The sequence below is a fragment of the Streptomyces sp. NPDC000404 genome (assembly GCF_040300365.1).
Lineage (GTDB): Bacteria > Actinomycetota > Actinomycetes > Streptomycetales > Streptomycetaceae > Streptomyces > Streptomyces ramulosus.
The window spans coordinates 196,820-221,429 of the sequence record NZ_JBEPDN010000011.1; the positions used below are offsets into that span (position 1 = coordinate 196,820).

At 75.5% G+C, this 24,610-nt stretch carries 21 protein-coding genes and 1 tRNA gene; 9 read left to right on the forward strand and 13 right to left on the reverse strand.

Annotated elements, in window-relative coordinates:
* Window positions 1-87 precede the first annotated feature (87 nt).
* Genes ABT345_RS22380 through ABT345_RS22395 form a run of 4 tightly spaced genes read right to left on the reverse strand, consistent with a single transcriptional unit; the run spans window position 88 to window position 5,174 of the window.
* A complete protein-coding gene (locus ABT345_RS22380) occupies window positions 88-1,452 on the reverse strand; it encodes an AAA domain-containing protein (protein ID WP_345084539.1) in 1,365 nt (454 codons plus the stop codon).
* Window positions 1,449-2,993 (reverse strand): hypothetical protein, encoded by a 1,545-nt coding sequence (locus ABT345_RS22385; protein ID WP_345084537.1) that lies wholly within the window; start codon window positions 2,991-2,993, stop codon window positions 1,449-1,451. Before ABT345_RS22385 ends, ABT345_RS22380 begins: the two co-directional genes overlap by 4 nt.
* Complete coding sequence (locus tag ABT345_RS22390) at window positions 2,984-4,279, reverse strand: hypothetical protein (protein ID WP_345084534.1); 1,296 nt, start codon at window positions 4,277-4,279, stop codon at window positions 2,984-2,986. Before ABT345_RS22390 ends, ABT345_RS22385 begins: the two co-directional genes overlap by 10 nt.
* Complete coding sequence (locus ABT345_RS22395) at window positions 4,188-5,174, reverse strand: phosphatase PAP2 family protein (protein WP_345084530.1); 987 nt, start codon at window positions 5,172-5,174, stop codon at window positions 4,188-4,190. The genes ABT345_RS22390 and ABT345_RS22395 overlap by 92 nt, the downstream gene beginning before the upstream one ends.
* Before the next feature lie 284 nt (window positions 5,175-5,458).
* Here ABT345_RS22395 and ABT345_RS22400 point away from each other — a divergent pair, with 284 nt between their 5' ends.
* On the forward strand, window positions 5,459-6,052 hold the full coding sequence (locus tag ABT345_RS22400; protein ID WP_345084527.1) for a histidine phosphatase family protein: 594 nt from the start codon (window positions 5,459-5,461) through the stop codon (window positions 6,050-6,052).
* Between the two features lie 40 nt (window positions 6,053-6,092).
* On the opposite strand, the gene ABT345_RS22405 is transcribed toward ABT345_RS22400, so the two are convergent.
* Window positions 6,093-7,490: an NsdA family TPR-like regulatory protein gene (locus tag ABT345_RS22405; RefSeq protein ID WP_345084524.1), complete on the reverse strand. Its 1,398-nt coding sequence runs from the start codon at window positions 7,488-7,490 to the stop codon at window positions 6,093-6,095.
* 243 nt (window positions 7,491-7,733) lie between these two features.
* Between ABT345_RS22405 and ABT345_RS22410 the strand changes: the two genes are divergently transcribed.
* Window positions 7,734-8,156 (forward strand): hypothetical protein, encoded by a 423-nt coding sequence (locus ABT345_RS22410; RefSeq protein ID WP_386460414.1) that lies wholly within the window; start codon window positions 7,734-7,736, stop codon window positions 8,154-8,156.
* A gap of 106 nt (window positions 8,157-8,262) precedes the next feature.
* Here the strand turns inward: ABT345_RS22410 and ABT345_RS22415 are convergent, their stop codons facing one another.
* Both ABT345_RS22415 and ABT345_RS22420 read right to left on the reverse strand, forming a co-directional pair.
* Window positions 8,263-9,582, reverse strand: coding sequence for an NAD(P)-binding domain-containing protein (locus tag ABT345_RS22415; protein ID WP_345084521.1), 1,320 nt, complete (start codon window positions 9,580-9,582; stop codon window positions 8,263-8,265).
* Between the two features lie 85 nt (window positions 9,583-9,667).
* The gene (locus ABT345_RS22420; protein WP_345084518.1) at window positions 9,668-10,846 is read right to left on the reverse strand and encodes a glycosyltransferase; all 1,179 of its coding nucleotides are present in this window, start codon (window positions 10,844-10,846) and stop codon (window positions 9,668-9,670) included.
* A gap of 658 nt (window positions 10,847-11,504) precedes the next feature.
* Here ABT345_RS22420 and ABT345_RS22425 point away from each other — a divergent pair.
* The gene (locus ABT345_RS22425) at window positions 11,505-11,774 is read left to right on the forward strand and encodes a chaplin (protein ID WP_345084515.1); all 270 of its coding nucleotides are present in this window, start codon (window positions 11,505-11,507) and stop codon (window positions 11,772-11,774) included.
* A 340-nt stretch (window positions 11,775-12,114) separates the two neighbouring features.
* Window positions 12,115-12,975 carry a spermidine synthase gene (locus tag ABT345_RS22430; protein WP_345084511.1) on the forward strand — a complete coding sequence of 287 codons (861 nt, stop codon included), beginning with the start codon at window positions 12,115-12,117 and terminating at the stop codon, window positions 12,973-12,975.
* A 208-nt stretch (window positions 12,976-13,183) separates the two neighbouring features.
* On the opposite strand, the gene ABT345_RS22435 is transcribed toward ABT345_RS22430, so the two are convergent.
* A complete protein-coding gene (locus ABT345_RS22435; protein ID WP_345085137.1) occupies window positions 13,184-13,765 on the reverse strand; it encodes a hypothetical protein in 582 nt (193 codons plus the stop codon).
* A gap of 122 nt (window positions 13,766-13,887) precedes the next feature.
* On the opposite strand from ABT345_RS22435, the gene ABT345_RS22440 reads away from it, so the two are divergent.
* From ABT345_RS22440 to ABT345_RS22450, 3 genes are all read left to right on the forward strand, one after another.
* Window positions 13,888-14,577, forward strand: coding sequence for a response regulator transcription factor (locus ABT345_RS22440; protein ID WP_345084508.1), 690 nt, complete (start codon window positions 13,888-13,890; stop codon window positions 14,575-14,577).
* On the forward strand, window positions 14,574-15,989 hold the full coding sequence (locus ABT345_RS22445; protein ID WP_345084505.1) for an ATP-binding protein: 1,416 nt from the start codon (window positions 14,574-14,576) through the stop codon (window positions 15,987-15,989). The genes ABT345_RS22440 and ABT345_RS22445 overlap by 4 nt, the downstream gene beginning before the upstream one ends.
* 183 nt (window positions 15,990-16,172) lie before the next feature.
* The gene (locus ABT345_RS22450) at window positions 16,173-17,378 is read left to right on the forward strand and encodes a chitinase (protein WP_345084502.1); all 1,206 of its coding nucleotides are present in this window, start codon (window positions 16,173-16,175) and stop codon (window positions 17,376-17,378) included.
* An 8-nt stretch (window positions 17,379-17,386) separates the two neighbouring features.
* Here the strand turns inward: ABT345_RS22450 and ABT345_RS22455 are convergent, their stop codons facing one another.
* Window positions 17,387-18,301: a helix-turn-helix domain-containing protein gene (locus ABT345_RS22455; RefSeq protein ID WP_345084499.1), complete on the reverse strand. Its 915-nt coding sequence runs from the start codon at window positions 18,299-18,301 to the stop codon at window positions 17,387-17,389.
* A gap of 120 nt (window positions 18,302-18,421) precedes the next feature.
* Here ABT345_RS22455 and ABT345_RS22460 point away from each other — a divergent pair, with 120 nt between their 5' ends.
* Window positions 18,422-19,072: an NAD(P)-dependent oxidoreductase gene (locus ABT345_RS22460; protein WP_345084496.1), complete on the forward strand. Its 651-nt coding sequence runs from the start codon at window positions 18,422-18,424 to the stop codon at window positions 19,070-19,072.
* Window positions 19,073-19,134: 62 nt separating this feature from the next.
* Here the strand turns inward: ABT345_RS22460 and ABT345_RS22465 are convergent, their stop codons facing one another.
* The 4 genes from ABT345_RS22465 to ABT345_RS22480 all read right to left on the reverse strand — a co-directional run bounded on the left by ABT345_RS22465 (window position 19,135) and on the right by ABT345_RS22480 (window position 22,790).
* On the reverse strand, window positions 19,135-20,493 hold the full coding sequence (locus tag ABT345_RS22465; protein ID WP_345084493.1) for an alkaline phosphatase: 1,359 nt from the start codon (window positions 20,491-20,493) through the stop codon (window positions 19,135-19,137).
* A gap of 246 nt (window positions 20,494-20,739) precedes the next feature.
* Window positions 20,740-20,815 (reverse strand) — tRNA-His (locus ABT345_RS22470).
* Between the two features lie 110 nt (window positions 20,816-20,925).
* The gene (gene orn, locus ABT345_RS22475) at window positions 20,926-21,543 is read right to left on the reverse strand and encodes an oligoribonuclease (protein WP_345084491.1); all 618 of its coding nucleotides are present in this window, start codon (window positions 21,541-21,543) and stop codon (window positions 20,926-20,928) included.
* A 5-nt stretch (window positions 21,544-21,548) separates the two neighbouring features.
* Window positions 21,549-22,790, reverse strand: coding sequence for a GlxA family transcriptional regulator (locus ABT345_RS22480; RefSeq protein ID WP_351323147.1), 1,242 nt, complete (start codon window positions 22,788-22,790; stop codon window positions 21,549-21,551).
* Window positions 22,791-23,709: 919 nt separating this feature from the next.
* Here ABT345_RS22480 and ABT345_RS22485 point away from each other — a divergent pair.
* Window positions 23,710-24,231: a universal stress protein gene (locus ABT345_RS22485; protein ID WP_345084485.1), complete on the forward strand. Its 522-nt coding sequence runs from the start codon at window positions 23,710-23,712 to the stop codon at window positions 24,229-24,231.
* Window positions 24,232-24,610 lie beyond the last annotated feature (379 nt).

Genomic DNA, 24,610 nt, shown 5'->3' on the forward strand with positions numbered 1-24,610 from the left:
GCCAAAAGGCCGGGGCGGTTTGCTGTGCGGCTGATTAACTCGGCTGCTGCCCCGCCTGTGGCATGGCTCGGCTGCGGCGGAGAGGTGTCATGGGCGCCAGAGCGCACGGTGCTCCTGCCAGTGGTCCCACGTGGCAAACATTGCCCCCCAGCCGTCCGGGAACTTCACCGTGACGCCCAGCTGCACCGGATCCGTCGACGGGTGGTCGTCCAGCAGCTCGGCCACGCCCGCGCGGCAGATCACGATGCAGGCGTGGCGGTGGCGGGAGGCGAGGACGCACAGGCGGCCCGTCTCCAGGTGGAAGGCGGTGGCGTCGGGGCGCCCGGAGAGCGGGTGGAGCACCACCGTGACGTCGTACTCGCGGCCCTGGAGGCGGTTGGCGGTGTCCACCACGACGCCGCGCACGCCCAGCTCGGCCAGGGCCGCGCGGACCGCGGCGGCCTGATCGCGGTGGGCGGTGCCGACCGCGATCCGGGCGGCCGTCACCGGCTCCGGATCCGGACCGCGCTCGCTGGTGGCCACGGCCTCGCGGTCCAGCAGCCGCCGCACCACCAGCGCCACCGCCCGGACCGCCTCCGGGTCCGTGCGCGGGGTGTGCCGGGCGGGCAGCTCCAGCAGGCCCCAGCCGGACGCGGCGGCCTCGTCCAGGACGCGGTCTACGCCCGAGCCGTCGCCCGCCGCCCGGAAAGCCAGGCTCCGGTCGCCCGGGCCGGTGCCGCTGCGGAAGCGGGTGAACGGGTAGAACGCGTCGGAGACCAGCGGCGCCGCCGACGCGGGCAGCCGCCAGGAGACCGGCAGCCGGTGCTGCGGCAGCTCCGGGTTGTGCGCCAGCAGCGTGGCGACGGCGCTGGACGACGGGTCGTACGTCAGCCCGGCCCACTGCTCGGCGCCGACCACGCTGAACGGGTCCAGCTGCCCCGGGTCGCCGACGAACAGCGCCCGCTCGAAGAGCCCGGCGACGGCCAGCAGCGCGTCCGAGCGCATCTGGTACGCCTCGTCGACGATCGCGTGCCGCCAGCCCTCCTCGACCTTGGTGTGGGCCCACTTCGCGGCGGTGGAGACGACGACGTCCAGCCCGGCGAGGTCGCCGATCTTCGCGGAGGTGCGGACCTCGGGCAGCGCGGCGAGCGCCGGGTCGACGGTGCCCGCCTCGCTGCCGTGCAGCCGCCCGACCGGCAGCTGCGGATCCTTCTCGGCCAGGCGCAGCACCAGGTCGTCCACCTGCGCGTTGGTCTGCGCGACGATCATCAGCGGGTGCCCGGCCGCGGCCAGCTCCCGGGCCGCGCGGACCACGAGGGTGGACTTGCCGGCGCCCGGCGGGGAGTCGACGACCACACCGGGACGGGTGCCGTGCAGGGTGTCGTGGAGGATCGCGTCCGTCGCGGCGGTGGCCGCCGCGCCCGGGTCGAACGGCTCGGCGGCCTGTCGCGTCGTCCACGGGGCGCCGGTCACAGGAAGTCCTCCGGGGTCATCGGGTCGGGGGCGTCACCCTCGGGTCCGGTGGCGGGCGGGCCGCCGTGCGTCCACGGGGTGTCCTCGGGCTCCGGCAGCTGCGGGCCGCCGCGCGGGGCGTGCTCGAAGAGCGTCCAGCACACCGTCTCACCGGGCTCGGGCACCGAACCGGGCGCGGGCACCTTGCCGCGCCCCATGCCCCCGGTGAGCCGCACCGTCAGGCTGCCCGCCGCCCCCTCCTCGTACGCCACGAACACCGCGCTCTGCGCCTTGCCGCCGGGCAGCGGGCGGTGCAGCCGGGCGCCGTCGGTGAGCAGCGGGGTGTCGGTGGTGCGCAGCGTCACCAGGGGGCGCGGCATCGGGCGCGGGCCGTCGGAGAACGCCTCCTCGACGGCGGTGACCTCCCCGGCGAACGCCTCCCCGGCCAGCCGCCGCCCCGCCATCACCAGCGGGTCGTCCAGCGCCTCCTGGGCGTCCAGCTGGGCCTGGGCGGTCTCCCGGGAGGCGAGCTTGCGGGCGGCGGTGACCGCGTCGTCCCGCTTGGGCTGCGGCGGCTCGCCCGCGCGCACCCGGTCGCGGTGGGCGGTGTACGACCAGCGGTCGCGCTTCCAGCGGTCGGCGACGTGCTCCCCGGTCGGCAGCGCGCGCAGCAGGTCCCAGCCGCGCCAGACCGCGTCCCAGGTGGGCTGGAGCTGGCCGCCGATCAGCTCGTGCAGCTCCTCGGCGGCGCCGTCCGCGCCCGCGTCGTACCGGGCCATCGCGGGCGCCAGCAGGGTGTTGTCGAACGCGGGGTCGGTGGCGGGGCCGGCGGGCGGGCAGTGCAGCAGGCCGTCCGCGCCGCGCGCCGACTCCGCGTGCTCGGCGGCGGCGCGGCCCGAGCGCCCCTCGGGCGGGTCGATCCAGGCGAGCAGGGCGCCCAGGTGCTGGTCCTCCAGGGCGCTCTGGCCCGTCGCCCAGTGGCGGGTCAGCAGCTCCGTCATGGACAGCAGCAGGCAGGAGCCCGGCACCCGGGCGCGCTCGCTGAGATGGGTCAGCCAGCGGCCCAGCAGCGGCACCCGGGGCGGTGCGGGATACGGCGCCTCGGGGTCCTGCTCGGCCGTCCGCCGAAACCGCGTCGAGCGGCCCAGCAGCCGAAGGTAGGCGATGCCGGCGGGGGAGGGCACGATCAGCTGCGGGGCGTCGGCGCACAGTTCGACCTGGACGGTGACCTTCTTGCCGGTCTCCGGGTCGGTCTCCTTGCGCTCCTCGTGGCCGACGGCGTCGGCGAAGCCGTCCAGATACGGCAGGACCGCATCGGCCAGCTCGGCGAGGAAGGCGAAGCGCAGATCGCGGTCGCGGGGCTGCGCCACCGTCAGCAGCAGCGGCCGTTCGCGGTCCGTGCCGACCAGCGCGCCCAGCGGCGCACCGGCCTCGCCCGCCGTGGTCAGCGGGACGCACACCAGGGGGCGGTCGGCGAGATGGCGGTGGCGGACGGTGGTGAGCGGTCGCGCCGCCCCGGCGGCCGCCGCCTCCATCCGGGCCAGCGTCTCGATCAGCGACATACCGGATCCTCCGCTCCGGAGGCGGTACGGGGGACGGGCACGGGCGGCGCGGCGGCGGCCAGTGCCTCGGCGCGCAACCGGGCGGCGCGGCGCAGCGCGGCGAGGGCCGGATCGGCGTCGTCGGTCCCCTCGCCCAGCGGCGCGGGCTCCGGTCCGGCGCCGCACCCGGGCGCGCCGGCCGCCGCCAGCACCTCCTCGACGGTGCGCAGCGACCCCAGCTCGCCGCGGACGCCGCGCCCCAGGGTCTCCACGGCGCCCTGCTCGCGGGAGCGGCCACGGCAGTGGAACGCCAGCTCGCAGGCGGCCAGGCACTCGGGCGCGTACGCCGCGTCGACCGTCTCGACGGCGGCGGCCAGCTCCTCCGCCGGGCGGGTCGCCGTCCGGCCGTCGTCGGCCAGGCGCAGATCGAAGGTGGTCTCCGGGGGCAGCGCGGCGGCGATCTCCTCGACGCGGGTGAGGCGGGCCAGCTGCCGCCGGGTGGTGGCGAGCTGCTTGCGGATGTCGACGGCGGCGGCCGTGGGGAGGTTGGAGAAGTCCTGCGGGCACACCAGCAGCACCCGCTCGCCGACCCGGGCCGGGCGCTCCCCATGGGCGGTGACCTGCGTGGCGACGGCCTCCAGCGCGTGGACGTAGACCGCCGCCTGCCGGGCCGCCGCGCCGACCTTGGCGGCGTCCGCCGCGCCGTCGATCATCGGGAAGGACTTGATCTCCACGACCGTCCAGACGCCGTCCGGGCGGACCACCACCGCGTCCGGCTCGACATAGGCGGGCGAACCGGCGACGTCGACCGCGAGCAGCGGGTGCTCCAGCAGCGTCCAGCCGCCGGACGCGGTGGCCTCGCGCAGTGCCAGCGCCGTACGGGCGGCCCGGCCCTCGGGCCCTGCGGCCGCCAGATCCGGCGCGGCGACCTCGCCCTCCTCGGGCGCGGGGGTGCCGGACGGCAGCCGGGCGTGCAGCAGCCGCAGCAGCTCGGCGCCGCCGTCCGCCGTGACGCGGGCCTCGAAGCTGTTGCCCCGGGCGAGGGCGAACCGGGACTGGCCGTGGCCGGCGGGGGAGCCGAGGGCCTGGGCGAGCGCGGCCTTGTCGACGCCCGCGCCGTCCAGCAGGGCGCGGCGGTGGCAGCCCGGGTTGGCGGCCAGCGCGGCGAGCGCCCGGGCGTCGAGCGCACGGGGGCGTATCCCCGGACCGCGCAGCTCAGTGAGGCGCTGCCGCAGGCTCGGGGGCGGCGTCGGCCGGGCGCTCGGGGCGCCGGCCGCCGCGGATCGGCTGTCGCGGAAAACGTTCACCCGGCGAAGTCTCGCATCCGGCACCGACAACGCCCCCGGCCGCACCGCGCCGCCCGGTGGCGGCCCGGCGGGCACGGCGCCACCGCGCCGCACCGGGAGAGCCGGATGCGTCCGGTGCGCCGCCCGGCCCCGTGCCACGGGCGCGCACCGCGTCGGCGAGCCGGAGCAGCGGGCCGGCGAGCCAGGCGCCCACGCCCATGACGGCCACGCCCGCCAGTACGTCCAGGAGGTAGTGGTTGGCGGTGCCCATCACCACCAGGGCGATGGCCACCGGGTAGGCCACGGCGAGCGCCCGCACCACCCGGGAGGAGGCCAGCCGCCACCCGACCGCACCGCACCACAGCGCCCAGCCGACGTGGAGGCTCGGCATCGCCGCGTACTGGTTCGTCAGCCCGCCCAGACCGCGCGGCGCGCTCGCCTCGGCGCCCCACCAGCCGTACCCGGCGTAGTGGGCCATGCCGTCCACGAAGCCCTGCCCCGCGTCGAGCAGCCGCGGCGGCGCGGTCGGGAAGAGGGTGAAACCGATCAGCCCTATGAGGGTGGCGGTCAGCAGCCGGCTGCGCGCCGCCCGGTAGTGCGCGGGCCGCCGCCGCCACAGCCACACCAGGACCGCCGGGGTGACGACGTAGTGCAGCGCCGCATAGGCGTACGCGGCGGGCACGCCGACCACCGGGACCTGGGTGAAGAGCCGGTTCAGCGCCGGTTCCGGGGTGAGGTGCAGGGCCCGCTCCACCCGGAGGAGGGCGGTGCCGTGCCCGGTGGCGGCGGCCACGTCGCCCCGGGCGAGCAGGCGGCCCGCGGTGTACGCGGCGTACACCGCCACGAGGAGGGGGAGTTCGGCCCACCACCGGGGGCGGCCGGGCGGGGCCGCCGTGCGGGGCGTTGCGCTCACCATCGCGCACCTTCTTCGTCGTGCTTCATCGGGTGCGGTGGCCACCGCACTGCCCCGCCGGTGGATCCGGCGACCGTCCACCATACGCTGTATGGCTGACTGCTCCGCACCGGTCCCGCCCGGGGCGGCCCGGCCCCGGACGAACCGGTGCGCGATGATGGAATTCCGCGGGGCGCGCGGGCCCGGCGCCGTGCCCGCGCCCGCGACGGCGCACCCCGCGGTGCCCTCCCGCACCACGTGCACCACCTGCAACGACAGCCGAGAGATCGGCGAGAGGTACGGCCCCCATGGCAGCGCGCATCCTCCTGGCCCGGCACGGACAGACCGAGTGGTCCCTTTCCGGCCGGCACACCGGCCGCACCGACATCCCGCTGCTGGCGGAGGGGCGCGCGGGCGCGAAGCTCCTGGGCGAGCGGCTGCACCGCGCGCCCTGGGACGGTCTGCCCGGCGTCGAGGTGCGCACCAGCCCGCTGCGGCGCGCCAAGGAGACCTGCGAACTCGCCGGATTCGGCGACCGCGCCGAGGAGTGGGACGCCCTCATGGAGGTCGACTACGGCGCGTACGAGGGCCTGACGCCCGCACAGATCAAGGAGCGGCAGCCCGGCTGGCTCCTGTGGCGCGACGGCGTCCCCGAGGGCGAGACGCTCGCCGAGGTCGCCGCCCGGGCCGACCACGTCATCGAGCGGGTGCGCGCGGCCGACCGCGATGTGCTGCTCTTCGCGCACGGCCACATCCTGCGCTCCCTGGGCGCCCGCTGGCTCGGCCTCGACCTCTCGTTCGCCGCCCGCATCCGCCTCGACCCGACGTCCCTGTCCGTCCTGGGCTGGGCCTACGGCGAGCCCGCCATCGAGCGCTGGAACGACACCGGGCACCTCGGCTGACGGCACCCGGGCGGGCCGCCCGGAGCCGCCCCCGGGCCGGTCAGATCCGGCGGGGCGCCGGGAGTGCCGCGTGCCGCTCCAGGAAGGCGGCGACTTCCTTGACGGAGCGGTGCGGCCGCAGCGTGCGGGCGGTGGAGTCGAGCATCGCGCGGATCCGGGACGACTTCACCTGCCCGAGCAGCCGCAGCGCCCGGCTCCCGGTGACGGCCGCCTCCTCGGGCGCGCCGTCGGCCGCCAGATCGCCCGCCAACTCCGTCGTGAACAGCGCGATGTTCCGGGTGAAGTGCGGCTTCTGGAGCGCCACCGCACGGCGCGCGTGCAACACCGCGCGCCCCCCGTCGCCCAGCGCCGCCCAGCACTGCGCCTCCAGGCCCTCCAGCTCGGCCTCGCCGTAGAAGCTCATCCACTCCGGGTCGTGGTCGGTGGGTCCGCTCCCGAAGAACCGCCGGGCCCGGGTGAGCGCGCGCTCGCAGCCGGACCGGTCGGCGAGCAGCGCCAGCCCGCCCGCCTCGCGCAGCGCCAGCAGCGACTGGAGCCGGGGCGAGGCGAGGCGGTGCGCGGCCCGCTGGGCGGCCTGCGCCGCGCGGACCGCCTCGCGCGGGCGCCCGGCGTCCCGGGCGAGGAAGGCGGTGTTGCAGAACGCGTGCGCCTCCAGCGCCGCGTCGCCGCAGACCCGGGCGGTGGCCAGCGCCTCGGCGTAGTGCGAGCGGGCGTCCTCGAAGCGGCCCGAGTCGTGCGCCAGCCAGCCGACGGACAGGGCCAGTTCCCCGGCGCCGCAGTGCAGCCGGTCGGCGACCGAACTGCGCTCCGCGCCCGCGTCCAGCAGCGCGTACGCGCAGTGCAGCGGCGTCGTCGCGCGGTGGTAGATGTCGTCCGCGCCGTGCCGGTCGTCGAGCAACCGGATCCGCCGGACGGCGTCTTCGAGGGCGGTGGCCTCGGCGGCGCCGGGGCGGCCGCCGGACGCCGGCCGGGGCGCGGGGACGGCGAAGGCGGGTGGGGCGGCGATGCCCAGGGCGGCCGCCGGGCCGCCGGTGATGAACGCGCGACGCAGCACGTCGCTCTCCTCAAAGCTCTGGATACAGGTATCGCGGTGGTCGGGTTCGGGTGCCAGGGGCGCGGCGCTGACCGCCGCCGTACGCGCCCCCCGTCCGCGTACCGCCTCGCGCGCCGCGAAGCCCATGTCGGACAGCGACAGCCCGGGGAACATGTGCCGGAACACGCGCTCGTACGCGTAGTTCGGGCAGCGGATCTCCCCGGACTCGACGCGGCCCACGTAGCGGGCGTCGCACGAGACCTGCTCGCCGATTTCACGGGCGGACCGCCGGACCGCCGCCGCGAACTCACCCGGTGACAGCTTGCCGCGCAGCTGCCGGAAGGCGGTGTTCGGACGGGCGGGGACGGTGCGGGACGACGCTGAACGCGCTGCTGGCGACGCCATGGCGGACCTCTTGGTGCCCTCTCCGTGTCATCTCTCCGGCGAGACCGCTTCCTGGCGGAGCGGCGGGACGACCGTACCGGCTGTGACGGCGGCGATACGGAGGGTATGGCTACAAAACGGATATCTCACCCACGATCCGCCATGAACTGCCATCCTTTGCGGCGGTCCGGTGCCGTAGCTGTTGACGGGGCACGCCGTTGGACACGGTGTCGATACGCAGCTGTGCAGAAGGAGGGGTTTTCCGTGCGGAAGTCCGGTGTGGTCGAGGGCGGCACGAGGTGCGCCGGGGCGGGGGAGCCCCCCGATCGCGACCCGTTCTGCGACCTCGTCACGGTGCCCGCCCGGCAGGGACTGGAGGCCGTCGACATCCTGCGGCTGCGCGACGGCGTCGGCCCGGTCCTGCACGACGGCCCCTGCCACACCCTCGGCTTCCTGGTGCCCGCAGGGACCGCCGAACGCTGGGACCTGCCCGGCAGCGCCTGCACCCGGACGTTCGGCCGCGGATCCGCCGTGGCCGGCCGCGACGCACCGGAGCCGCCGGTGACCGGGACCGGCTGGCTGGTGCCGCCCGAGGGCGCCTACGGCGACGCCACCGACCCCGTCGTGCTGCGCGCCGCCCTGGGCGAGGCGGCCCGCACCATCGAGGCCGTCGACCGCTGCCGCTGACACCGGGGCGAGGCGGCCGGCGCCCGGTCCGGACGTACGGAGCGCCCCGGTGCCGCGCCCGGCGTACGGGGATGGCACCGGGGCGCGCAGAATCGGTCGTGCGCCGTCAGCCCGCGGGCTGCGCCGCCTCGTCGGCGTACGCCGCACCGCACGGCGTCCGCTCCAGGGGCGCCGCGGCGGGCGCGGCGCGGCCCGGCGCCGGATGCGGGATGACGAGCCCGCCCGGCCCCCGGCCCAGCCGCCGCCGCACCCCGCGCAGCAGCCGCCCGGCGGTGAACGCCGTGCCGTAGACCGAGCGCATCGCCGGGCCGAACGACGCCGCGGCCAGCGGGCCCGCGAAGAACAGCCCCGGCCACGACGATTCGAAGAGCCCGCTCAGCTCGGGCGCCCGGCCGGGCCGTACGGTCCGCAGCCCCGTGCGCACCCGCGGATCGAGCAGCCGCAGCCGCCGCAGATCCGGGGCGAACCCGGTCGCCGCGATCACATGCTCGGTCTCCACCACGGTGGACCGGCCGTCGGCGGCGGCCAGTTCGAGCCGGATCGCGCCGTCCCCGGGCACCGCGGCGCGCACCCGGTGGCCGGTCAGCACCGGGACGGCGGTCTCGAACCGGTCCCGCAGCCACCACGCCCCGGCCGGCCGCGGCGGCTGCGCCGCACCCCGGCCCCGGGCCGCCGCCGGCAGCCACCGCACCGCCCAGGGCAGTTCGGCCCGCAGCCAGTGCGCCCACCCGGCGCCCAGCCCGCTGTGCGGGGTCCGCAGCACGGCCGGGAACGGGCGGGCCAGCCGCGGCGGCGCGCTCTCCCAGTGGATCTTCCCGGCCCGCGCCACGACCCGGGCCCGCGCGCCCAGTTCGGCCAGCAGCACCGCCGTCTCCAGCGCCGACTGACCGCACCCGACGACGGTCACGTCCCGCCCGGCGAACCCGGACAGATCGCGGTGGTCGCTGCTGTGCGAGGCGAGCGCGGCGGGCAGCCCGTACAGCGGCTCCGGGCGGCGCGCGAACGGCACCGCGCCCACCGCCAGCGCGACGGTACGGGCCCGGATCCGCTCCCCGTCCGCGGTCTCCACCAGGAAGCCGCCGCCGTCCGGCCGCACCGCCGTGACCGCCCGCTCCTCCACGTCCTGGGGCACCGCCCGCTCGCCGAACCACCGGCCGTACGCGGTGAACACCGTGCCCGGCAGCGGTACGCCCTCCCGCACCGGGATGCCCGCCTGCGCGCAGTACGCCGCCAGGGTGTACGAGCCCGCCGGGTCGGACAGGTCCGACGACCAGGGCGCGGAGGTGAGGTACATGCCGCCGGGCATGTGGTCCCGCCACGCGGCCATCGGCCGGCCCAGGACCCGCGGGCGCAGCCCGGCCGCCGCCGCGTGCGCGGCGATCGAGAGTCCGTAGGGGCCGGCGCCCACCACCACGAGGTCGTCCATGGCAGATCCTGCTCCTTCTCGTCGTGCGGTTCTCGTCGGTGCGGCGCCGGACGGGCCGCGGCGCCGGGGTGCGGCGCCCGGTGCGTCAGCCCGTCAGCGAAGGGTCCGACGCGGCCGTTTCCCGGGGCGCGGCGGGCTGCGGCACCCCGGCGCCCGCCGCCGGCGCCCGGTAGCCGGCGGCCCGCTCGTACAGCGCCGCCAGCTCCCGCGCGGCGCGGTCCGCCCCGTGGTCCAGCGCCACCGGCGGCGGGGGCAGCCGGCGCGGCGCCGCGAGCCGCTCCTCGCGCAACACGGCGGCCAGCAGATGCGACCGCGAGCCGGTGCGCCGGACGCCGGGCGGCGGCTCCCCGGGCAGCCCGTCGAGGGCCGGGCACCCGGTGTGCACCACCGGCAGTCCCGCGGCCAGCGCCTCCACCACGGCCGTCCCGAACGCCTGCGCGGGCGCGGGTGCGACGAGGACGTCGAGCGCCGAGAAGAGCGCGGGCAGCCCCGGGTCGCCCTTCGCGCCGCCGCCCGCGTGCCAGGCGCCCGGCAGCAGGACGCGGTTGCCCACCCCGAACTGATCGGCGGCCCGCCGCAGCGCCGCCCGCTCCGGCCCGTCCCCGGCCAGCACCAGCCGGGCGCCGGGCACCTGCGCCACCGCGCGGATCAGCACGTCGAACCGCTTGCCGGGCACCAGCCGCCCGGCGCCCCCGACCACGAACGCGTCGGCCGCGAGGCCCAGCCGGGCGCGGACCGCCGCCCGGGCGTCCGGGTCGTACCGGAAGGCGTCCGCGTCGATCCCCGGGGTGATCGTCTCGATGCGGTCCCCGGGGACGCCCAGGCGGCGCAGCCGGGCGGCGACGGGCTCCGAGACGGCCACCGTCGCCGTGCCCAGCCGCTCGGTGCGCCGGTAGCGCGCGCGGACGCGGCGGGTCAGCGGGTGGCCGTCGATCTCCGTCGCGCCCAGGGTGTGGGCGGTGGCGACGACGCCCCGCACGCCGGCCAGCCGGGCGGCGATCCGGCCCGTGACGCAGGCGCGGTAGCGGTGGGTGTGGACCACGTCGTAGCCGCCCCGCCGGATCAGCCGGACGAGCCGGGGCAGGCCGGGCGGCCCGTCCAGGGACACGACGGACCCGCCGTCGGCGCGGATGCCGTCGCCGACCGGCCCGTCGCCGCTCAGGCTGACGACGTCGCAGTGGTACGGCAGCCGGCGCAGCATCAGCCGCAGCTGCTGCTCGGCGCCGCCCACCTCCAGTCCGGTGACGAGGTGGAGGACTTTCACCGGTTGTCTCCTTACGGGCCCGGGGGCCTTAGGCGGGTCGGATGGGGCGGCGGGCGGTGACCACGTGCACCGTGCCGGTGCACCGGCCGGGGTTTGCTTTCCCCGTTCTTTCGCTTTCTTTCCCGTTCCCGTTTTTCCTCGCAGCGGAAGGAAGGGAATCCGGAGCCATTCGGCGGCGGATGGCGGACGGTGCCGCCGAATGGCTCCGGCCGTGCGCTTTCCGATGTGGCGGCAGCGGTGGAAAGCGCACCGTTCTCCGGGGAAACGGAAAGGGCGCGGGGTGCCGGACGTACCGGAGACGCATCCGGCGCCGCGGTGGGTCCGGCGAGCGGAATTCCGGGGAATCGCGGTGCATACGCCGCCGCGCGGTCTCCCCGGAGTTCCCGGGCCCCGCGGATCGCACTGCGGGGCATGACGTCCTCCTGACCGGCAGCTGCCGAACAGGAATGCACTCTGGCAGACAGTCCCCTGCCGGACCGGGCGGCACGCCGGACGGCGATCGGGGATACGGCACCGGGGCGATCCCGCAACCGCGGCGACGGTGCGCTGTCTTCCATAAGGATGAACGTTTCTCCCTGACGGCGGAACGCCCGCATCCCCGCGCGATCCCGGTCGTTGGACGCGATGTCCCATTCGTCAACAGGAAAGGAGACGGGCGATGAAGCGGATCGTCACGTCGGCCGTGCTGGCCACCGCCAGCTGCGCACTCGTGATCGGCGGCGCGGGGTTTTCCTTCGCCGGCGACGGCGGTCACGAAAGCGGCCACGGCGGCGCCAACGCGGTCGGCGTTGCCACGAACTCGCCGGGCCTGCTGAGCGGAAACAACATCCAGATTCCGGTCGACCTCGACCTCAATCTCTGCGGTAACAGCATCAACCTGGTGGGGCTGCTCAACCCGGCATTCGGAAACGTGTGCGCCACCAAGTGACCCGGCCACCGGCCGCGGTCTGCTCCCGGCCGGGGCCACGCGGGTGAGAGCGGGCCGTCGCGATCCAGGTCGCGGCGGCCCGCTCGCGCCACGGGGCGCCGCCCGCGGCGCGGCTGGCCCGTTCCGCGGGCCGTACGCCGGGGGCGCGCGCCCGCCTCCCCCGCGCCGGGCCGCCGCGCCCCGGCCGTACGCCGCAGCCGTACGCCGGGCGGCGCGCACGGGCCTCCCGCGCGCCGGGCGGGAACCGTCCCCGATGCCCGCCCCGCCCCGCCCTGACCTGCGCGGACGCCGTCGTCCCCGGCCGTCACGCCGCCGCGGACCGGCCGCCATACTGGGAGGCATGGCGAAGAGCAGACGCGGGCGCGGCGGCGCGGAATCCGTGGTGGAGACGGTGGACGGCGGCGTCGCCGAGCTGCGGCCCGACCGCGACCGGCCCCGGGCCCGGACCCTGCTGATCGACGGCGCCCCGCAGTCCTTCGTCGACCTCGACGCCCCGGACCACCTCGACTTCTCCTACCAGCGGCGCCTGGGCCACGCCGCCGACCTCGTGGCGCCCCCGGGCAAGCCGCTGCGCGCCGTCCACCTCGGCGGCGGCGCCCTCACGCTGGCCCGTTACGTCGCGGCGACCCGGCCCCGCTCCACCCAGCAGGTCGTGGAGATCGACGCGCCGCTGGTCCAACTGGTCCGCCGGGAGCTGCCGTTGGAGAGCGGCTGGCGCATCCGGGTGCGCGGCGGCGACGCCCGGGAACAACTGGCCAAGGTCCCGGACGGCTGGGCCGACCTGATCATCGCCGACGTCTTCCGCGGCGCCCGGACGCCCGCGCACCTGACCAGCGCCGAGTTCGTCACCGAGGTCCGCCGGGCGCTGGCGGACGGCGGCTGGTACGCGGCGAACATCGCCGACGGGCCGCCGCTCCGCTTCCTGCGCGGCCAGATCGCCACCGCCGGCGCCGTCTTCCCGGAGCTGGCGCTCACCGCCGACCCGGCCGTCCTGCGCGGCAAGCGGTTCGGCAACGCCGTCCTGCTCGCCGCCGCGCACCCGCTGCCGGTCGCCGAGCTGACCCGGCGCGCGGCGAGCGACCCGCAGACCGGCCGCGTCGAACACGGCCGCGCGCTGCGGGACTTCACCGGCGGCGCGGCCCCCGTCACCGACGCCACGGCCGTCGCCTCGCCGCAGCCGCCGCCGGACGCGTTTGCCTGAGGGCACGGGGCCGGGGAGCCGTACGAGGGCCGGGAGCCGTAGGGGCCGGTGCGCCGTACAGGGCCGGGAGCCGTACGGGGCCGGGCCTCGCGCCGCGCCAGGTGCCGGCTGCGGGCCGGGCCCGCACCCGGCTCCGCGCCGGGCCCGCACCCCGCCGCCCCGGTCCGAACCGGAGCCGGTCCCGTGCCGCCGCAGCCCCGGGCCGCCCTCACTCCACCCGGCTGCTGCTCCGCCGGCTGCTCTCGCTGATCTGCACCACCGGCGGATGGCCGTCCCAGGTGCACAGGACCGTGGCGTGACGGTCGCCGCCGCTGCCGGTGAACTCCACCCGGATCAGGCCGTCCTGCTTCCACACCTGCATCTCCCACCCCGCCTCCGGCGTCGCCGACACCAGCTGCGCCGAGTCGGGCCGCAGGTCCAGCACCACCCGGCCGCCGGACGTCGTGAAGCTCTTGACGGTGCCGCCGCTGTCCACCGGCACGGTCGTCCGCTGCGGGGAGGGCCGGTCACCGGGCGCCGCGCTCCCGGTGCGGGCGGGCGGCGCCGGGCGGGTCGGCGTCGGCGACGGCGAAGCGGTGGTCGCCGTGGGGGAGGGCTTGGGGCGGTGCGTGGAGGACGCCCGCGGTGCGGCCGTCTCCGTGGCGGGCGCCGCCGCCGCGGAGAGCGGGACCGCGCGCGGCGGGTCGTACGCCGAACCGGACAGCACCGCGTGCACCCCGAACCACGAGATGGCGACCGCGCCGCCGGTCGCCAGCGTCCACGCCCCCGTATGCATCAGCCCGCGCCGCATCCGGCTCATTGCCGCACCACCACCCGCCCCGCGCCCGCCCTCGTCCACCCGGTCCGCGGTGCCACCGGACGGACGTCAACACCGGGCCGGACGATACCCCCGGATGGCGTACGGTGCCGCCCATGGCAAGTGTGCTCGTCGTCGAGGACGACCCGTTCGTCCGCTCGGCCCTCATCCGGCATCTGACCGAGGCGTCCCACACCGTACGGAGCGTGGGCACCGCCCTGGAGGCGCTGCGGGAGGTGGCACACATCGGCTTCGACGTGGTCGTCCTCGACCTCGGACTGCCCGATCTGGACGGCGCCGAGGCCCTGAAGATGCTGCGCGGCGTCACCGACGTCCCCGTGATCATCGCCACCGCCCGGGACGACGAGGCCGAGATCGTCCGGCTGCTGAACGACGGCGCCGACGACTATCTGACGAAGCCCTTCTCGGTCGAGCACCTCTCCGCCCGGATGGCGGCCGTGCTGCGCCGCTCGCGCGCCGGCGGCACGGCGGAGGCGCCGACCCGTCAGGTGCGGGTCGGTGGCCTGTGCATCGACCCGCTGCGCCGCGAGGCCACGCTGGACGGCGCCGTACTCGACCTGACCCGCCGCGAGTTCGACCTGCTGGCCTTCCTCGCCGAACGCCCCGGCGTCGTCGTCGCGCGCAAGGAACTCCTCGCCGAGGTCTGGCAGCAGTCCTACGGCGACGACCAGACCATCGACGTCCATCTCTCCTGGCTGCGGCGGAAGCTGGGGGAGACCGCCGCCCGGCCCCGCTATCTGCACACGCTGCGCGGGGTGGGCGTGAAGCTGGAGCCGCCGCGGTGAGATGGGCCCTGGTCAAGGTGGCGCTGGCGGTCACCGCGATGGTGGTGGTCGCCTTCGCCGTGCCGCTGGGCCTCGTCGTCAAGGAGATGGCACGCGACCGGGCGTTCTCCAACGCCGAACGGCAGGCCGCCACCATCGGCCCCGTCCTCGCCATCACCACCGACCGCACCCAGCTCGAACGCGCCCTCGCCAGCGCCGAGACCGGACCGGGCGGCCGGATCGGCGTCCACGTCCCCGGCGACGGCAAGGGCGCCCGCCCGGCCGGCATCGGCTTCCGCCGCGCCTCGGACCGCGACGTCGCCTCCGTCGTCGCCCTCGGCCGCGCCTCCATCGCCCCGGTCCGCGGCGGCTCCTCGCTGCTCCAGCCGACGGCGGTGGCGACCGGCGTCGCCGTCGTCGAGGTGTACGTCCCGGACGCCGCGCTCGGCAACGGCGTCGCCACGTCCTGGCTGGTCCTCTCCGGCGTCGGCCTGGCGCTGATCATCGGCTCGGTCGCGGTCGCCGACCGGCTCGGCACCCGGATGGTGCGCGCCGCGAAACGGCTGGCCGGGGCCGCGCACCGGCTGGGCACCGGCGAACTCGGCGTCCGCGTACCGGAGGAGGGCCCCAAGGAGCTGCGGTCGGCCGCCACCGCCTTCAACTCCATGGCCGACCAGGTCGTCCAGCTCCTCGCCAACGAACGCGAACTGGCCGCCGACCTCTCGCACCGGCTGCGCACCCCGCTCACCGTCCTGCGGCTGAACGCCGCCTCGCTGGGCGACGGCCCGGCCGCCGAGCACACCCGGGCCGCCGTCGAGCAGCTGGAACGCGAGGTCGACCAGATCATCCGCACCGCCCGGGAGCAGAAGTCGCACTCCCAGAAGGCGGCGGCCACCGCCGGGTGCGACGCCGCCGAGGTGATCCGGGAGCGGATGGCGTTCTGGTCGGCGCTGGCCGAGGACGAGGGCCGCACCGTCCGGGTGGCGGGCGCCCACCGCCCGCTGCGCGTCCCGGTGGCCCGCCCCGATCTGGCCGCCGCGCTCGACGCGATGCTCGGCAACGTCTTCCGGCACACCCCCGAGGGCACCGCCTTCGCCGTCGACGTGCACCACGCGGGGACGGCCGGGAACGCCGTCATCGTGCTGGTCTCGGACGCCGGACCGGGCATCGACGACCCGGACGCCGCGCTGCGCCGCGGCCACTCCGGCGGCGGCGACGGCTCGACCGGCCTGGGCCTGGACATCGTCCGCCGGCTGGCCGAGTCGACCGGCGGCGACATCCGCATCGGCCGCTCCGTCCTGGGCGGCACCGAGATCCGCGTCTGGCTCGCCCTCGACGGCCACGGCCCACCCGGCGCCCCCCACCACACCGGCACCCACCGCCTCCGCCGCCGCCTCCCGCTCCGGGGCCGCCGCAAGGGGAAGAGGGGCTGACGGGGCGACGGACCCGGCCCACGGGCGGGACGCCCGGCGGGGCGAGCGGCCCGGCCCCTTGGGGGCGCATCGCCCGTGCGCCCCGGAGCGCGCGGGAAACCCGTCCGCGCCTCTCCTCGTCCGCCCCCTACCCCACCCGCAAACCCGGCATGACCCCCTCAACTCCCGTACCGTTCCCCTCGTTTGCCCACCCGCTCCGCCCCCGACGTTCCGCACCGCACCACCGTCCCCACCCGCGACGACAGGCAGGTGTACGCCATGAATCCCCGGGCCCCGCGCCGCCGTACGAGCCGGTCGGCCAAGCTCTTCTCGGCCGGTGCGGCCGTGGCGGCCACCGCCGGTGCCGCACTCGCCGCCGTCGTCCCCGCCCCGCCCGCGCACGCCCCGCGCCCCACCGCCCCCAGGACGACCGAGGCGCCGGCCCCGCCCGAGGCGACCGCCCGGCCCACCACGCCCGGGGCGACCGCCCCGCCCGCGCGACCCGCCCCCCGGACCACCATCGCCTTCTCCCCGTACGTCGACACCTCGCTCACCCCGGTCCCCGACCTCCTCGGCACCGCGCGGCGCACCGGCGTCGACCACTTCACCCTCGCCTTCCTCACCTCCGACGGCGGCTGCAACCCGGCCTGGGGCGGCGACGGCGATCTGGACGACGACCCCGTCGCCCGGCAGATCGACGGCCTGCGGGCGGCCGGCGGCGACGTCCGGGTCTCCTTCGGCGGCGCCGACGGCTCCGAACTCGCCCTGGCCTGCCACTCGTCCGACGCGCTCGCCGCCGCCTACGTCAAGGCCGTCGACCGCTACCGGCTCACCGCCGTCGACCTCGACATCGAAGGCGGCTCCCTGGACGACACCGCGGCGGGCACCCGCCGCGCCCGCGCCATCGCCCGCCTCCAGCGCAGCCACCCCGGACTGGACGTCTCCCTCACCCTGCCGGCCACGCCCGACGGCCTCACCGAGGACGGCGTGCGCCTCGTCACCGACGCCCGCCGCCACGGCGTCACCGTCTCCACCGTCAACGTCATGGCGATGGACTACGGCGCCTCCTACGACGGCGACATGGGCCGCTACGCGATCCGCGCGGCCACCGCCACCCAGGCCCAGCTGAAGGACGCCCTCGGGCTCGGTGACGCGGAGGCCTGGCGGGCCGTCGCCGTCACCCCGATGATCGGCGTCAACGACGTCCGGACCGAGACCTTCACCCCCGGCGACGCCGCCGAACTCGCGGCCTTCGCCCGCCGCCGCCACCTCGGCGGCCTGTCCATGTGGTCCGCCGGCCGCGACCGGCCCTGCCCCGGCGGCCCCCGCCGGTCCGCCTCGCCCACCTGCAGCTCCATCGACCAGCGCCCACTGGACTTCACCAGGGCGTTCACCACCCGGACCGGCTGACCGGGCCGCTACCCGATGACCGCGGCCCCGTCCCGTACCGCCTCCCGGAACGCGGTCGGGGTGGTCCCGGCGTGCCGCTGGAAGAACTTGGTGAAGTTGGCGGCGTCGGCGAAGCCCAGCCGGGCGGCGACGGCCGCGGCCGAGCCGTCCCCGTGCGCCAGCAGCCGCTTCGCCTCCAGCACCACCCGCCGGTCGATGAACTCCTTCGCCCCGATCCCGGCCGTCACCTCCGTCGCCCGCGACAGCGTCCGCGGCGCGTACCCGAGCGCCCGCGCGTAGTCCGCCACCCGGCGGCTGGACGCGAAGTCCCGCTCCACCGCGTCCCGGAACCGCAGGAACGTCGCCCCCGCCGCGCACCCCGCGTCCGCCGCGGGCACCTCCGGATGCGCCACCCGCAGCACGAGGACCGCCAGCAGATGCCGCAGCACGTCCAGATGGGCCGCCCACGGCAGCCCGGCCCGCTCCCCGAACTCCTCGTGCAGCTGGAGCAGCGCCGCCCGCGCCCGCTCGGCCGCCGCCCCCTCGGGATGCCGGACGGCCGGGCCGTACCAGTCCTCGATCCGGGCCGCGGCCGCCGTCGCCGCATCCAGGAACCCGGGCTCGAACAGCACCAGAAGCCCCTCAGCCCGCGACAGGTCCCCGAAGTGCTGCACCTGTCCGGGCCGCGACCACAGCCAGTCGCCGGGGCCGACGGAGTGCTCCCGGAAGTCGACGGTGTGGCGCAGCCGCCCCCGTTCGACGGTGAGCAGATGGTGGAAGCCGGGCCGGTGCGGGGTGGCCAGCCGGCAGGCGTCGGCCCGCTCGCGCAGCTCGGCGAGGGTCAGCACCTCGACGCCGGACGGCCGCCCGGCCGGCGCGGAGAACGCCACCTCGGGAATCTCCCGCCCGGCGACCGCCTCCCGATCCTGTCGCTTTTTCACCATCACGCGTCCCATGTCCACCGCAATTCCCGCACCTGACGGCTCTAGCGTAGAAGACATCGGCCCGGCCGATGACGGAAAACGTCAAGCCCGCCCCGGATGCGGCAGACCCCAGGAGAGACCATGTCCCAGCTCGCGATCTTCGGCGCCAACGGCACCATCGGCAGCCGCATCGTCCAGGAGGCGCTCCGCCGCGGCCACCAGGTCACCGCGGTCGTCCGCGACCCCGCGAAGCTCACCCTCAGCGACCCGAACCTGACCGTCACCACCGGCGACGTCCTCGACCCGGAGTCGGTCGCGAAGGCCGCCACCGGGCAGGACGCCGTGATCAGCGCGGTCGGCGGCGGCGACGGCCCCGGCCACATCGCCACGATCAAGCCCGCCGCCGAGGCGCTCGTCGCCGGACTGCGCACCCTCGGCGACCGCGCCCCGCGGCTGCTGACCGTCGGCGGCGCCGGCTCCCTCCGCAAGCCGGACGGCACCCTCGTCTGGGACGCCGAGGGCCTGCCCGAGTTCCTGCTCCAGATCATGCACGCCCACGGCGACGCGCTGGACTTCTACCGCACCGTCTCCGACGTCCGCTGGACCAACCTCAGCCCCGCCGCCCTTATCGAGCCCGGCGAGCGCACCGGCACCTACCGCACCGCCGTCGACGACCTCGTCGTCGCCGAGGACGGCAGCAGCCGCATCTCCGCCGAGGACTACGCGGTCGCCCTCCTCGACGAGGTCGAGCAGCCCCGCCACATCGGCGAGCGCTTCACCGTCGGCTACTGACCTCCGCACGCGCGGCGGGAGGGGGAGACCGGCGCCCGGTCTCCCCCTCCCGTCCGTGCAGGTCAGCGCAGGCCCATGGCCTCACGCAGGGTGCTGAACAGATCCGTCTGGTTGGTGACGCCCAGGACCCGGTACGCCTTCGGGCCCTGCGCCGCGATCCGCACCTGGGTGCCGGTGTGCTCCTGGGACTCACCCGGCGGGTTGGTGCCGTAGCTGACCTTCAGCTGCTGGCCCTCGTCGGTGACGAGCGTGGAGGTCAGCCCGGGCGGGGCCGCCTCCAGCGGGACGATCTGGCTGGAGTGGCCGTGGTCGGCGGTGGTCACCACGAGTGTGTCGGGGTGCTTGGCGGCGTAGTCGCGGGCGACCTTGACGGCACGGTCGAACGCGGCGGTCTCACCGATCTGCCCGCACGGGTCCGCCGCATGGTCCTGCTTGTCGATCGAGGCGCCCTCGATCTGCAGGAAGAAGCCCTTCTTGGCGTGCTTCTGCTTCGCCTCCAGGAGCTGGATCGCCTTCGTCGCGGAGTCGGCGAGGCTCGGCGTGGAGCCGGGGCGCTTCGGGTTGGACGTCACGCAGCGCTGCGGGTCGGTGCCGCCCGCGGCCGCCGGCTTGCCGGTCCACTCGGTGGGTACGTTGCCCGGCGCGAAGAGCCCGAGCACCGGCTTGCCCGGCTTGACCGCCTTCATCGCGGCGTCGTCCGTGACGACCTGGTAGCCCAGCTTCTGCGCCTGGCCGGTCACCGTCAGGCCCTTGTACCGCCCGTCGGTCACCTTCTGGTCGAACCGCTGCTTGCCGCCGCCGAAGAGGACGTCGACCTTGTGGTTCACCGACTGCTCGGCGACCGAACCGGGCCCGCCGCCCGCCACCGCGTCGGTCGGGCACTTGGCCATGTCGGCCGGTCCCTGGCAGGAGCGGTCGGTGACGTGCGAGGCGAGCACCGCGGGCGTGGCGTCGGTGAGTTCGGCGGTGGTGACGCTGCCCGTCGCGTAGCCGCCCTTCTGCGCCAGCTCCAAAATCGTCGGCACGGCCTTGTCGGTGTCCGGCGTCTTGGAGATCCGCCCGTTGACCGTCTTGTGCCCGGTCGCCCACCCCGAACCGCTCGCCGCCGAGTCGGTCACGTAGTCCGGCGTCCCGTCCTTGTGCACGGCGTACGTGGTGTACGCGCCGGTGAGCGGGAAGCGGTCCATGTTCAGCCGGCCGTCCGCGCCGACCGTGTAGTCACGGGCGAGCGTGATCTCCGAATCGCCCATCCCGTCGCCGATCAGCAGGATGACGTTCTTCGCCTTCCCGCCCTTGATGGCCTGCTGGGCCTGCTGCTTGGTGTCGGAGGCGCCGGCGGCGGTGGTGACGGCCACGGTGGCGGTGGTCGCGGCCACCAGGGCGGCACCGATCATGAGGTGGCGACGGGCGGGTCTGGGCATGGAACGGCTCCTCGAAAGCTTCCGTGGGGCGGGTGACGACGAGACGTACACCACCAGCCGTTGGTGAAGCGCCGGTGACGCTCCGGCGATCTCGCTGCATCCGGGACATGACACACGGATGCCGATACGAGGAGAACTTTTCCAGCGGCGCTCTTCGGGGCCGCGCCCTGCGAGGCCGGTGTTCCTCACACACACAAGAAGCGGCGAGGGCCCGATCCGCTTTCACGGACCGGGCCCTCGTCGTACTGGGGTGAGTAACGGGACTCGAACCCGCGACATCCTGGACCACAACCAGGTGCTCTACCAGCTGAGCTATACCCACCATGGCCGGTGCTTGTGTGGTTCCTTTTCCCCACCGGCTGAGAAAAAGTGTACAGGGTCCGAAGGAGTGCTCGCTCCCGGCTTTCGCCGTGCCGGGAGCGAGCTACGTCACTACGGCGTGGCCGGGGCCACCGGCGGCACCACGTGCTTGGCCGCGAGGGCCTTCGCGGTGTCGGAGTCCGGGCCGGGCTGCGGCACGAAGACCGCCTCCCGGTAGTAGCGCAACTCCGCGATGGATTCACGGATGTCCGCCAGCGCCCGGTGGTTGCCGCTCTTGTCCGGACTGTTGAAGTACGCCCGCGGATACCAGCGCCGGGCCAGCTCCTTCACCGACGACACATCGACGATCCGGTAGTGCAGATAGTTCTCCAGCGTCGGCATGTCGCGGTGCAGGAAGCCCCGGTCGGTGCCGACGGAGTTGCCGCACAGCGGCGCCTTGCCGGCCTCCGGCACGTGCTGACGGATGTACGCCAGCACCTGCTCCTGGGCGTCCTCCAGCGTCGTGCCGCCGTCCAGCTCGTCCAGCAGTCCGGAGGCGGTGTGCATCTCGCGCACCACCTCCGGCATGGTGGCCAGCGCCTCGGCGGGCGGCCGGATCACCACATCCACGCCGTCGCCGAGTACGTTCAGCTCCGAGTCGGTGACCAGGGCGGCCACCTCGATGAGCGCGTCGGTCGCCAGCGAGAGACCGGTCATCTCGCAGTCGATCCACACCATGCGATCGTTCATACGACTCACCCTACGGGGCGCTCACGCTGGCTGGGCAGCACGGGGCGTCCGGCACCCCGCCCGACCGGTGGCTCCGGAAGGCGGGCCGCATAGGCGTCCGACTGCGGCTTGCCGGCGTCCGGGTCGGCGGTGGCCAGCGCCGCGGCCGGATTGGCCAGCGCCGCGAACCGGTCGCCCACCGCGGCCGCCCGCTCGCCCCGCTCCGCCCGCAGCCCGCCCTCGGGCGCACCGCCCTGCGGACGCCGGGCCCGGTACGCCGCGGGCGAGGCACCCAGCTGCCGCCGGAAGTGGCCGCGCAGCGCGACCGGCGAACGGAAACCGCAGCGCCCCGCGACCTCGTCGACCGAGTAGTCGGAGGTCTCCAGCAGCCGCTGGGCCTGGAGGACCCGCTGCGTGATCAGCCACTGGAGAGGGGCGCTCCCGGTCAGGGAGCGGAACCGCCGGTCGAAGGTGCGGCGGCTCATGTAGGCGCGGGCCGCCAGCGTCTCCACGTCGAACTGCTCGTGGAGGTGCTCCAGCGCCCAGGCGACGACCTCGGCGAGCGGGTCCGCGCCGATCTCTTCAGGTAAAGACCTGTCCAGGTAGCGCTGGTGCCCGAGGTCGGCCGCGGTGCGCCGGGGCGGCACGACCAGCCTGCGGGCCAGTGCGTTCGCCGCGTCCGCGCCGTGGTCGCTGCGCACGATGTGCAGGCACAGGTCGATACCGGCCGCGGTCCCGGCGGAGGTGAGCACATCGCCGTCGTCGACGAAGAGTTCACGCGGGTCCACGTGGACGGACGGGTAACGCTTGGCGAGCGTCGGTGCGTACATCCAGTGGGTGGTGGCCGGGCGGCCGTCGAGCAGTCCGGCCGCGGCGAGGACGAACGCCCCCGTGCACAGCCCGACGATCCGGGCCCCCTCCTCGTGCGCGCGGCGCAGCGCGTCGAGCGCCGCGGGCGGCGGGGCCTGGGTGATGGAACGCCAGGCCGGTACGACGACCGTCCCGGCCCGGGCGATGGCTTCCAGCCCGTAGGGGGCGGACAGCTCCAGCCCCCCGGTGGTGCGCAAAGGCGCTTCTTCGCCCGCGCACACAAGCAATCGGTATCGGGGAACGCCCGCGTCCTGGCGGTCGATTCCGAAGACCGAGAGCGGTATGGAGCTCTCGAAAATGGGGCCGCCGCTGAAGAGGAGCACCGCGACTATTTCGCGGCGTCGTCGGGCAGCGAGCTTGCGTGCGGGATCTGGTACGGCAGCGGAGTCCTGGCTCATGGCACTTAAGCCCCCCTCGGTCGTCTCGCCCTCTCGGTACTGCACAGCTCCCCCGCCATAACTACCAAGATCGAATCTACTGTGTCCCGTGAGGATGGCGTGCCAAGTTCACCACCCGCTGGTATGTCGATATGGCAACTTGGCGCGAAGCATTCGATCACGAAGCGTTCCACTCGTCGGGCCTCCAGGGAAAGTGCGCGTCTCGGCTCTGCCCGTTCGCAGTAGGGCACAACCATGCCGAGCGGTCCTTTCCGCCCTGCTCACGCCGGGGTTGAGGGGTGGTCGGACCAAGGTGGTGATCCGGACCTGAAGTTGGCTGAAAACGGTTGGGTCGGGGGTTGTGCGCTCCCTTTTCGAGCCCTGCGTACATGTCGGAACACCCCCTGCTTCCACGCGCCCCCGTCCGCTTACGTCCTGCTCTGTCCTGATGTGCGGCGGCCGTCACGGCAGCCCCAGGGGTTACGGCCGGGGTGGGGTCCCGGTGCCGGTCGCGCCGCGTGGACCAGGGGCTGCCGCGGGGCGCCGGACGGTGACGGAGGGATCGGCTCCGCGCGGCGGTCCGGGGTGCCGCGGACGGTACGGATGGCCGGAGAACGCCACACGTGTCCCAGGAGGTACGTACGGGGGCAGGCCGGGGCATTGCCAACCGCGCCCGCCTCCGGCATGCTCCGGGGGACCGTTCGAGGGGCGAGCCCCGCCCCGTGCGGGCGCTCTGCCGCCGCCGCGGCCTTCTGGGCAGCGGAGGAGTGGCGCCGTACTCTTGGGGTAAAGCCTTGGGAAGATGATTCCCGGTCGTATCGTTCTTCGTTGAACTAAGACGTCGGCCCCCTCGATCGGGTCAGCTCAGTCAACTGCCGGATCAAGTCACAGCCGTCCCCCGTTCGCCCCTCCGCAAGAGGACGTCCTCGCCGAGACATCAATGGCCGGTCACGAATTTCCCGAACCCGCGCACCGCAAGCAGGTGGCCGACCCGCTGGCCGACCTCCGGGCGGCGGAAGAGGCACACCATCCCTGTGATCCCGCGTTCCGGCACGGTGTCGTCGTCGGCTTCGACGGATCCATGTCGAGCGAACGGGCGTTGGCGTATGCAATCGGTATGGCGCGGCGCCTCGGCTCGGGCCTGATCATCGTGCATGTCGCCAACAGACTGCCGACGACCGTCTGGGCGGGGTGCGAACCGCCCGTCTTCGTGGACGTCCCCGATCACCGCACCGAGGTGCTGGGCCTGGAGCTGGCCTGTGCCGATCATCTCTCCGAGGTGCCCTGGATCCTCATCGAGCGCGGCGGGGACATCTGCCACGAATTGGAGGAGGTCGGCCGGGAGTACGAGGCCGACGGCATCGTGGTGGGCTCCACCCACGGGATCGTGGGGCGGATCTTCGGCTCCGTCGCGGGCCGGCTGGCGCGCCGCGCACAGCGCCCGGTCATCGTCGTCCCCTGAGCTTCGCCCGCCGGACCCTCTCCCGTCTCCCCGTGCGCCCGTGCGGCGCCGTGGCGTGCCCCGGTGCCGCCCTCGTCCCGTCCGCGCCGGTCGGCGTCCGCGGGCGGCTTCCCGGTGCGCGTCCGGATCTCCCTGGAGTGTGCACAGTTGCGGGGGAGACATGGGGATTGCGGGCAGTCGTGAGATCAACTGCCGTACCGAGGTGGATTGTGACGGTGTGACGGGTAGATACCGGTCGGGCGCGACGGCCGTCCGGGCAGGTCCCGGGCGTGTCGCCAGCGTGCCGCCGACCGGGAGATGACGGTTACCGGCGCGGCGGCATCCGCCGGCGTATGGGCGACGCCGGCAGCAGGGGAGGCGGCGGCTCCGTGCGGCGTGG

What these genes read in the sequence shown, in the direction of transcription:
- ABT345_RS22385 (WP_345084537.1), bottom strand. Translation starts at nt 2,993, where the DNA reads ATGTCGCTGATCGAGACGCTGGCCCGGATGGAGGCGGCGGCCGCCGGG.
- ABT345_RS22395 (WP_345084530.1), bottom strand. Translation starts at nt 5,174, where the DNA reads ATGGTGAGCGCAACGCCCCGCACGGCGGCCCCGCCCGGCCGCCCCCGG.
- ABT345_RS22400 (WP_345084527.1), top strand. Translation starts at nt 5,459, where the DNA reads ATGGCAGCGCGCATCCTCCTGGCCCGGCACGGACAGACCGAGTGGTCC.
- ABT345_RS22405 (WP_345084524.1), bottom strand. Translation starts at nt 7,490, where the DNA reads ATGGCGTCGCCAGCAGCGCGTTCAGCGTCGTCCCGCACCGTCCCCGCC.
- ABT345_RS22415 (WP_345084521.1), bottom strand. Translation starts at nt 9,582, where the DNA reads ATGGACGACCTCGTGGTGGTGGGCGCCGGCCCCTACGGACTCTCGATC.
- ABT345_RS22425 (WP_345084515.1), top strand. Translation starts at nt 11,505, where the DNA reads ATGAAGCGGATCGTCACGTCGGCCGTGCTGGCCACCGCCAGCTGCGCA.
- ABT345_RS22430 (WP_345084511.1), top strand. Translation starts at nt 12,115, where the DNA reads ATGGCGAAGAGCAGACGCGGGCGCGGCGGCGCGGAATCCGTGGTGGAG.
- ABT345_RS22435 (WP_345085137.1), bottom strand. Translation starts at nt 13,765, where the DNA reads ATGCGGCGCGGGCTGATGCATACGGGGGCGTGGACGCTGGCGACCGGC.
- ABT345_RS22440 (WP_345084508.1), top strand. Translation starts at nt 13,888, where the DNA reads ATGGCAAGTGTGCTCGTCGTCGAGGACGACCCGTTCGTCCGCTCGGCC.
- ABT345_RS22455 (WP_345084499.1), bottom strand. Translation starts at nt 18,301, where the DNA reads ATGGTGAAAAAGCGACAGGATCGGGAGGCGGTCGCCGGGCGGGAGATT.
- ABT345_RS22460 (WP_345084496.1), top strand. Translation starts at nt 18,422, where the DNA reads ATGTCCCAGCTCGCGATCTTCGGCGCCAACGGCACCATCGGCAGCCGC.
- ABT345_RS22465 (WP_345084493.1), bottom strand. Translation starts at nt 20,493, where the DNA reads ATGCCCAGACCCGCCCGTCGCCACCTCATGATCGGTGCCGCCCTGGTG.
- orn (WP_345084491.1), bottom strand. Translation starts at nt 21,543, where the DNA reads ATGAACGATCGCATGGTGTGGATCGACTGCGAGATGACCGGTCTCTCG.
- ABT345_RS22480 (WP_351323147.1), bottom strand. Translation starts at nt 22,790, where the DNA reads ATGAGCCAGGACTCCGCTGCCGTACCAGATCCCGCACGCAAGCTCGCT.
- ABT345_RS22485 (WP_345084485.1), top strand. Translation starts at nt 23,710, where the DNA reads ATGGCCGGTCACGAATTTCCCGAACCCGCGCACCGCAAGCAGGTGGCC.